At 67.4% G+C, this 8,962-nt stretch carries 6 protein-coding genes and 1 riboswitch; of the genes, 2 read left to right on the top strand and 4 right to left on the bottom strand.

All coding sequences use genetic code 11. From position 1 onward, the window contains the following. Positions 1–289: 289 nt before the first annotated feature. Entirely contained in the window at positions 290–2,254 is a 1,965-nt protein-coding gene (locus ACTJJM_RS15115; RefSeq protein WP_049454910.1) for a M2 family metallopeptidase, read from the top strand. Positions 2,255–2,381: 127 nt separating this feature from the next. Here ACTJJM_RS15115 and ACTJJM_RS15110 read toward each other — a convergent pair whose 3' ends face one another. The 3 genes from ACTJJM_RS15110 to ACTJJM_RS15100 all read right to left on the bottom strand — a co-directional run bounded on the left by ACTJJM_RS15110 (position 2,382) and on the right by ACTJJM_RS15100 (position 5,122). Then, positions 2,382–2,774 carry a hypothetical protein gene (locus ACTJJM_RS15110; protein WP_010482800.1) on the bottom strand — a complete coding sequence of 131 codons (393 nt, stop codon included), beginning with the start codon at positions 2,772–2,774 and terminating at the stop codon, positions 2,382–2,384. 83 nt (positions 2,775–2,857) lie between these two features. Continuing rightward, positions 2,858–3,754: a siderophore-interacting protein gene (locus tag ACTJJM_RS15105; protein ID WP_440865795.1), complete on the bottom strand. Its 897-nt coding sequence runs from the start codon at positions 3,752–3,754 to the stop codon at positions 2,858–2,860. 141 nt (positions 3,755–3,895) lie between these two features. Continuing rightward, complete coding sequence (locus ACTJJM_RS15100) at positions 3,896–5,122, bottom strand: multidrug effflux MFS transporter (RefSeq protein ID WP_134732050.1); 1,227 nt, start codon at positions 5,120–5,122, stop codon at positions 3,896–3,898. Between the two features lie 299 nt (positions 5,123–5,421). Further along, positions 5,422–5,524, top strand: a riboswitch (glycine riboswitch). Between the two features lie 60 nt (positions 5,525–5,584). Here ACTJJM_RS15100 and gcvP point away from each other — a divergent pair. Continuing rightward, on the top strand, positions 5,585–8,452 hold the full coding sequence (gcvP, locus tag ACTJJM_RS15095) for an aminomethyl-transferring glycine dehydrogenase (RefSeq protein WP_440865794.1): 2,868 nt from the start codon (positions 5,585–5,587) through the stop codon (positions 8,450–8,452). Between the two features lie 83 nt (positions 8,453–8,535). Here gcvP and ACTJJM_RS15090 read toward each other — a convergent pair whose 3' ends face one another. Beyond that, on the bottom strand, positions 8,536–8,946 hold the full coding sequence (locus tag ACTJJM_RS15090) for a VOC family protein (protein ID WP_058980986.1): 411 nt from the start codon (positions 8,944–8,946) through the stop codon (positions 8,536–8,538). Positions 8,947–8,962: the final 16 nt, after the last annotated feature.

The following is an 8,962-nucleotide window of genomic DNA, read 5'->3' as shown; positions in this document are numbered from 1 at the left end:
TGCCTCGGGCGGGTTGGGCAGGACGCCCAACCCCGGTCTTGCCGTGTGCGCAGGAAAGCGCACACGAGCAAGCGGCTGCCAAGCCTACACGGACGTACTTGCGGCGTCCCCGCACTCCGACACCACCCCGCCAAACCACGGACAGTCCGCTGTTGCTGTTGCTTCGGCCTTTTGCCGTTGCTTGAAAGCCTCTGCGGGTGCCGGGCGCCGCCCGGCCGACTTCCGCCACTTGCGGTGGCAGCGACGGCCCACTAGCCTTCGGCCGTCGTTCACCACCCAAGGACCGCCCGTGAAACACCGTCATCTCCTGCTGGCCTCGGCTGTCGCCGCCGCCACGCTGGCCCTGGCCGCCTGCAAGAAGGAACCCACCCCAGGCACCGATACCGCCAGCAGCAGCGCCCCGGCCGGCGAAACCGCCGACCAGTTCGTGGCCCGCATCAATGCCGAATTCAAGGCCGCCTACCCGGAGATGACCTCGGCGCAGTGGCTGTCCTCCACCTACATCAACAGTGACTCCGAACGCATCGCGGCCAAGGCCAACGAGCGCTCGCTGACCCAGCTCAACAGCTGGATCGAGCAGGCCGCCAAGTTCGATGGCAAGCCGATGAGCGAGGACAGCAAGCGCGCGATCCACCTGCTGAAACTGATGTCCTCGATGCCGGCGCCACGCGATCCGGCCAAGCTGGCCGAGCTGACCCAGATCGCCACCCGCATGGAAGGCAGCTACGGTGCCGGCAAGTACTGCACCGACGCCAACGATCCCAACTCCTGCCGCCAGCTGGGCGAGCTGGAACAGGTGCTGGCACGCAGCCGCGATTACGACAAGCAGCTCGACGCCTGGCAGGGGTGGCACAGCACCACCAAGAGCATGCGCGGCGACTACCAGAAGTTCGTCGGCCTGGTGAACGAAGGTGCCAAGGGCATGGGCTTCACCGATGCCGGCCAGATGTGGCGCAGCGGCTACGACATGCCGCCGGAGCAGATCGGCCCGGAAACCGATCGCCTGTGGGAACAGGTCAAGCCGATGTACGAGCAGCTGCACTGCTACGCACGCGGCAAGCTGGACAAGACCTACGGCAAGGACAAGGCCGAAGTGGGCAACGGCCTGATCGCCGCGCACCTGCTGGGCAACATGTGGCAGCAGGACTGGTCGAACCTGTGGGACCAGCTGGAACCGTATCCGGGCGCTGGCAGCCTGGACATCACCGCAGCGCTGGAAAAGCAGTACCAGACCAACCTGAGCGCGGCGCTGGCCAAGGCCGGCAAGGACGCCAACGTGGCCGCCCAGTACAAGGCGCAGCGTGAGGCCGAACTGCGTACCGCCAAGCAGATGACCGAGCGCGCGCAGGACTTCTACGTGTCGCTTGGCATGCCGTCGCTGCCGCAGTCCTATTGGGAAAAGACCCAGTTCATCAAGCCTGACGACCGCGACGTGGTCTGCCACGCCAGCGCCTGGGACATGAACATGGAAGGCGACGTGCGCACCAAGATGTGCATCAAGCCGAACGAAGAGAACTTCACCACCATCTACCACGAGCTGGGCCACATCTATTACGACCTGGCCTACAACCCGCTGCCGCCGCTGTTCCAGGGCGGTGCCAACGATGGCTTCCATGAAGCAATCGGCGACACCATCGTGCTGGCGATGACGCCCAAGTACCTCAGCTCGATCGGCTTGGTCGATGCGCCGACCGAAAGCCGCGAGGCGGTCATCAACAACCAGATGCGCATGGCGCTGTCGGGCGTGTCGTTCCTGCCGTTCGGGCTGATGATCGACCGTTGGCGCTGGGGCGTGTTCGATGGCTCGATCACCGCCGACAACTACAACAAGGCGTGGTGGGACCTGAAAGCCAAGTACCAGGGCGTGGCGCCGGCCGCCACCCGTGGCGAAGAGTTCTTCGATCCGGGCGCGAAGTACCACGTGCCGGGCAACACCCCGTACACCCGCTACTTCCTGGCGCGCATCCTGCAGTTCCAGTTCTACAAGGGCCTGTGCGACGCGTCCGGCTACAAGGGCCCGCTGCATGAGTGCACCTTCTACGGCAACAAGGAAGCCGGCCAGAAGTACTGGGCGATGCTGAGCAAGGGTGCCAGCCAGCCGTGGCAGGCCACGCTGAAGGAACTGACCGGTACCGACAAGCTCGATGCCGGCCCGATGATCGAGTACTTCACCCCGGTCAACGAGTGGCTGAAGCAGCAGAACGAAGGCCAGATGTGCGGCTGGCAGGCCAACGCGGCCCCGGCAGCAAAATGAGAAAAGGGGCGGGTCCGCGAGGATCCGCCCCTTCTCCGTGTTGTAGAGCCGAGCCATGCTCGGCTGCGTTTCCACCGTGCTGCGCACGGCAAGCCGAGCACGGCTCGGCTCTACAGATTGGGCGCGATCAGCTGTTCTTCTTCGCCGCCATCGCCGCGGCCAGCTCGGCCTTGAATTCCTCGAAGGTCTGGCCTTTCTCCTGCGCTTCGGCCTGTGCGGCATCGCGCAGTGCATCGGAGTACATCAGGCGCACCGGCGTGCCATTGCGCTCGTGCAGCTCACCGGCCTGCATGATCAGCGCCAGCACCTGCGCAGCGCTCTCGCTGTGGCCCGCGATGCGGCCGTCCATGCCCAGCACCCATTCGCCGTCGCGGCGCACGACACCGGCCAGCAGGGTGCGCTGAGCATCGCGCAGTTCGGCATGCGGTTCCACCGGCGACGCCTGCGCGGCGGCCTTGTTGACGGCCTGCTTTTCCTGGCGACGGCGCTGGTCGCGGCGGGTCTTGGAACTGGTGGACATGGTGCGGTACCGCTGCGAAGGGGGGCGCAAGGATAGCGCACCCCGCCCGCAGCGCTGCTTCACGCGTGCTCGATCCAGTCCGGTCAGTCCAGCACCTTGCCATGCCGCCAGTAGCCCATGAAGCTGATCGCGCGGCGATCCAGCCCGCAGTCGCGGACCAGATGACGACGGATCGCCATCACCGCCGCCGCCTCGCCTGCCACCCAGGCATACAGCGGCCCGACCACGCGGGTATCGGCCTGTTCCCAGAGGATCTGCGTATCGACGTCGATCTCCTCCGGCGCATCGCCGGCAGCCACGCCCGAGGCCGCTGCCAGCCGCGCCTGCACCGCCTGCAACAGAGGCGCCCCGTACGCCGCGCGCCCGCGCGGCAGCCAGACCAGCTCGGCGGAAGCCGGTGCCTTCAGCGGCACCGCGTCGCCGGCCTGCGCCACTTCCAGCAGCGCCAGCGTACGCGGCGGATCCACCATGGCCGCCAGTTCCTCAAGAATGCCAGCCACCGCCGGTAACGCGGTTTCATCGGCCACCAGCAGCACCTGGCCGACGCCGGCCGGCGGCTTCCATTCCCAACCTTCGCTGCTGTCGGCGCAGTCGGCATCGGGAGCCAGCAACACCACACGGTCGCCGGGGCGTGCATGGATGGCCCAGCGTGAGGCCGGCCCGGTCTCGCCATGCAGCACGAAATCAACATCGACCTCGCCCTGCTCGGCACGCAACTGCCGGATCGTGTAGGTGCGCATGGGCGGGCGCTGGTCGTCCGGAAGTGCCCGGTAGCGCGGATACCAGTCCTCGCCGCTGGGCACCGGCGGCACGTCCTGGCCGGGCAAGGGGAAGAACACCTTGATGCGCTGGTCCGGGCCTTCGGTCTTCATCCGCGCCACGTCGGCACCGGTGAATACCATGCGGTCCAGGGAAGGAGAAAGAACGCGGCGCTCCTTCAGCGCCACCTCGAACAGGCGGTAGGTCTGCTGCGCAGCCATGGGGGAACCTCATGCAACGACATCGGATCGGCTGGCTGTCGTGCATCCACGCACCGGCTGGCTGGAGTCCCCAGCCTAGTCCGGTCGTTCCTCGCCGCAAGCGTTACGGGCATCGCGGCGTGCCCTACCCCTGCGCGCTGCTCAATCGCCCGTGCAGGCTGCCTGCGCCGCGCGCTCAAGCCGGTGCTCCCAGTACCAGAACACGAAGCCGGCGCCAAAGAACGCGGCCTGGCCCAGCGCCAGGTGCAGCGGGCTGGCACTGAGCAACGGCGACACCACGCCGGCCACCACGGTGCTGATCATCAGCTGCACGAAGGCCTGCAGCGACGAGGCCAGGCCGCGCTGGTGCGGATACATGTCCAGCACCGCCAGCGCCAGGATGGGGAAGATCAGCGCCATGCCCATGCCGCCCAGGAAGATCGGCAGCACTGCCCACGGCAACACGAACTGCGGCGACAGCGCCACGTAGCCGACATTCAGCAGCGCCGACAGCGCGCACAGGCTGAAACCGATGGCGACCTGGCGGGTGGGCGTGGTGTGCCCGGCCATGCGCCCGGACAGGAACGAGCCGGTGGTCATGCCGCCGATGGTGGGGATGAACAACCAGGCGAAACCGCCCTCGCCCAGGTGCAGGTGCTGCATCACGAACACCGGCGCCGACGAGATGTACAGGAAGATGCCACCGAAGCCGATGCTGCCGGCCAGCGCCAGGCGCAGGAAGCGCGGGTTGAAACCGATGCGCACGTAATCGCGCATCAACGCGTGCGGCGACAACGGCACGCGCGCTTCGACCGGATGGGTCTCCGGCAGGTAGCGTGCAGTGGCTGCCAGCAGGACCAGCGCGAACACCACCAGGAACCAGAAAATCAGCGGCCAGCCGGCGCCACTGAGCAGGATCCAGCCACCGATGATCGGCGCGATGGCCGGGGCGATGCCGAACAGCATCGACACCTGGCTCATCAGGCGCTGCGCGTCGTGGCCATGGTAGAGATCGCGGATCACCGCGCGGCCGACGATCATGCCGACACCCGCCGACAGGCCCTGCAGCGCGCGGAACGCCAGCAGCGTGGCCAGATCGGTGGACAGCGCACAGCCGACCGAGGCGCCGACGAACACCACCAGGCCACCGAGGATCACCCGCTTGCGCCCCCACGCATCGGACAGCGGGCCATGCGCCAGGCTCATCAGGCCATAGAACAGCAGGTACACGCTGATGGTCTGCTGCACCGCCACCTCGTCCACCGACAGGCGCTGCGCCAGCTGCGGGAACGCGGGGAAGATGGTATCGATCGAGAACGGGCCGAACATGGCCAGGCCGGCAAGCAGCAGGGCCATGCGGCGGGTGGAGGGAGCAACGGCGGCGGTCATGAAGGAAGCGTCCGGCAGGGCCATGCGCGGCACGCACGGCGGGCGCCGGTCCCGCTGCAACGGGGACGGCGCCAGATGAATTCGGGTATCCGCCCATCATAGGTGGGGATTGCGCCCGATGCCATGCAGCGGTGCACAAAACGCACGGCCGGGCCATCGGCCATTCAGCCGCGGGCCCGCGCCGGGGCGCGGCCAGCGGGCCCGCAACGGGCTATAATCGGCGGGCAACACGGTGGGAGAAGCTGAACACCGCTGCCGAAGGCGCAACGCCCGTAATCGCTCAGGCCCGATACCACCCGTAACAGAACTCTGGAGAGACCGGTTCGATCCGGCGCCGAAGGGGCACGAAGCCGCGGTTTTCCGCGCTTCCAAACTCTCAGGCAAAAGGACAGAGGGGCGCCCCGCAGACCGCCGACCGGCGGCTTGTGCCCGTGCGTGCCCTTTCCTGACGGATCCTTCGCCATGTCCCAGAACACCCCTTCCCTGCGTGAGCTCGAGCACCACAATGCGTTCGTCGAGCGCCACATCGGCCCCAACGATGCCGAGATCGCGCAGATGCTCGACGTCGTCGGCCACGCGTCGCTGGATGCGATGACCGATGCCATCGTGCCGGCCAAGATCAAGTCGCCGGCGCCGCTGGCGCTGCCGGAGTCGATGACCGAAGTGCAGGCACTGGCGAAGATCCGTGCGATCGCCGACAAGAACACCGTGCTGCGCAGCTTCATCGGCCAGGGCTACTACGGTACCCACACGCCGAACGTGATCCTGCGCAACATCCTGGAAAACCCGGCCTGGTACACCGCCTACACCCCGTACCAGGCGGAAATCTCGCAGGGCCGCATGGAAGCGCTGATCAACTTCCAGACCCTGTGCGCCGACCTGACCGGTATGGAGATCGCCAACGCCTCGCTGCTGGACGAAGCCACTGCCGCCGCCGAAGCGATGACCCTGGCCAAGCGTTCGGCCAAGTCGAAGTCGGACACCTTCTTCGTGCACGATGCCGTGCACCCGCAGACCCTGGAACTGCTGCGCACCCGCGCCGAGCCCATGGGCATCGTGCTGCGCGTCGGCACCCCGGCCGAGGCACTGGAAGCAGAAGCCTTCGGCCTGCTGCTGCAGTACCCGGACACCTTCGGCCAGGTCGGTGACTACAAGGCGCTGGTCGATGCCGTGCACGCACGCGGCGGCCTGGTGGCCGTGGCCACCGACCTGCTGGCCCTGACCCTGCTGGCTGCCCCGGGCGAATGGGGCGCGGACATCGTGGTCGGCAACAGCCAGCGTTTCGGCGTGCCGTTCGGCTTCGGTGGCCCGCACGCCGCCTTCATGGCCTGCCGTGACGCCTACAAGCGCTCGATGCCGGGCCGCCTGATCGGCGTTTCGGTCGATGCCCAGGGCAACCCGGCATACCGACTGACCCTGCAGACCCGCGAGCAGCACATCCGCCGCGAGAAGGCCACCTCCAACATCTGTACCGCACAGGTGCTGCTGGCAGTGATGGCCTCGATGTATGCGGTCTACCATGGCCCGGAAGGCCTGACCCGCATCGCCCGCCGCACCCACCGCCTGGCCGCCATCCTGGCTGCGGCACTGCGCAACGCCGGCGTACAGGTCGGTGGCGACTTCTTCGACACCCTGCACGTCACCGGCGTGCACGCCGATGAGATCCATGCCAAGGCACGCGCCGCCGGTTACAACCTGCGCGCGATCGACAGCGACTCGGTCGGCATCAGCCTGGACGAGACCGCCACCCGCGCCGACGTGGTCGCGCTGGCCGCCGTGTTCGGCGCGCAGGCCGACATCGATACGCTGGACGCAAGCACCGCCGACGCGCTGCCGGCCGGCCTGCTGCGCCAGTCTGCGTTCCTGACCCATCCGGTGTTCAACACCCACCACAGCGAGCACGAACTGCTGCGCTACCTGCGTTCGCTGGCCGACAAGGACCTGGCGATGGACCGCACGATGATCCCGCTGGGTTCGTGCACCATGAAGCTCAACGCCACCGCCGAGATGATCCCGGTGACCTGGCCGGAGTTCTCGCAGATCCACCCGCTGGTGCCGGCCGACCAGGCGCTGGGCTACAAGGAACTGATTGATTCGCTGGAAGCGATGCTGGTCGAATGCACCGGCTACGACGCGGTCAGCCTGCAGCCGAACTCCGGCGCGCAGGGTGAGTACGCCGGCCTGCTGGCGATCCGCGCCTACCACCGCTCGCGCGGCGAAGGCCACCGCGACATCTGCCTGATCCCGGATTCGGCGCACGGCACCAACCCGGCCTCGGCGCAGATGTGCGGCATGAAGGTGGTGGTCACCAAGACCGATGCCAACGGCAATGTCGATGTGGAAGACATCCGCCTCAACGCCGAAAAGTACAGCGACCGCCTGGCCGCGATCATGATGACCTACCCGTCCACGCACGGCGTGTTCGAGGAAGAGGTGGTCGAGATCTGCGAGATCATCCACAAGCACGGCGGCCAGGTGTACACCGACGGCGCCAACATGAACGCCCTGGTCGGCGTGGCCAAGCCGGGCAAGTGGGGTTCGGACGTTTCGCACCTGAACCTGCACAAGACCTTCTGCATCCCGCACGGCGGCGGCGGCCCGGGCGTCGGCCCGTGCGCGGTCAAGGAGCACCTGGCGCCGTTCCTGCCGGGCAAGCTGGGTGACAACGGCCCGGTCGGCATGGTCAGCGCCGCCAGCTTCGGCAGCGCCTCGATCCTGCCGATCAGCTGGATGTACATCGCGATGATGGGCCGCGAAGGCCTGCGCAAGGCCACCCAGGTCGCGCAGCTCAACGCCAACTACATCGCCAAGCGCCTGGCGCCGCACTTCAAGACGCTGTACACCGGCCGCAACGGCCTGGTGGCGCACGAGTGCATCCTCGACGTGCGCCCGCTGGAGAAGACCAGCGGCATCGGTGCCGAGGACGTCGCCAAACGCCTGATCGACTTCGGCTTCCACGCCCCGACCCTGAGCTTCCCGGTGGCCGGCACGCTGATGGTCGAGCCGACCGAGAGTGAGTCGCTGCACGAGCTGGACCGCTTCATCAACGCCATGATCCAGATCCGAGAGGAAATCAGCGCGATCGAAGACGGCCGCCTGGACCGCGAGGACAACCCGCTGAAGAACGCGCCGCACACTGCCACCGCAGTGACCGCCAGCGAGTGGACCCACGCCTACCCGCGCGAACTGGCTGCCTTCCCGCTGGCCAGCCTGAAGCAGAGCAAGTACTGGCCGCCGGTGGCACGCGTCGACAACGTGTACGGCGACAAGAACGTGATGTGCGCCTGCATCCCGGTCGACGCCTACAAGGATGATGAAGTCGAAGCGTGATTGACGGAACGGCCCGCGCAAGCGGGCCGTTTTCGTTTACGGTAGCGCCGGGCCATGCCCGGCGAGCGCAGCGGCTGAACCGATCACGGATCCGGCATCTGCCCCAGGCTCAACTGCCACGACACCCCGAAGCGGTCCTGCACCCAGCCGTAGCGGTTGCTGAAATCGTACTCGCCCACCGGCATCAGCCAGTGGCCGCCCTCGCCCAGCACGCGCGCGGCGCGCTCGAACTGCTCGGCGCCGGAGCACTCGACGAACAGCGAGATCGACGGGCTGAAGGTGAAATCGTGCACGTCCAGGCTGTCAAAGCACAGGTAGTGGGTGCCACCGAGCAGGAAGATGGCCTGTCGGACCTGCCCGGGCACGCCGGCACCGGCGCCGTCCGGATGGCGCTGCATTGCCAGCAGGCGGAAATCGGCGAAGGCCTCGGCGTACAGGGCCAGGGCGGCCTCGGCCTGGCCGGTGAACATCAGGAAGGGGCGACTGCGCAGCATGCGGTACTCCCGGTCG

This window comes from Stenotrophomonas sp. 22692 (assembly GCF_052045015.1).
Taxonomy (GTDB): domain Bacteria; phylum Pseudomonadota; class Gammaproteobacteria; order Xanthomonadales; family Xanthomonadaceae; genus Stenotrophomonas; species Stenotrophomonas geniculata.
Note: the sequence above shows the minus strand (reverse complement) of the source record. Positions and strands in the feature narration are given on the sequence as shown.

Coding starts and splice junctions, on each gene's coding strand:
- ACTJJM_RS15110 (WP_010482800.1), bottom strand. CDS start 2,774: ATGTCCACCAGTTCCAAGACCCGCCGCGACCAGCGCCGTCGCCAGGAA.
- ACTJJM_RS15105 (WP_440865795.1), bottom strand. CDS start 3,754: ATGGCTGCGCAGCAGACCTACCGCCTGTTCGAGGTGGCGCTGAAGGAG.
- ACTJJM_RS15100 (WP_134732050.1), bottom strand. CDS start 5,122: ATGACCGCCGCCGTTGCTCCCTCCACCCGCCGCATGGCCCTGCTGCTT.
- gcvP (WP_440865794.1), top strand. CDS start 5,585: ATGTCCCAGAACACCCCTTCCCTGCGTGAGCTCGAGCACCACAATGCG.
- ACTJJM_RS15090 (WP_058980986.1), bottom strand. CDS start 8,946: ATGCTGCGCAGTCGCCCCTTCCTGATGTTCACCGGCCAGGCCGAGGCC.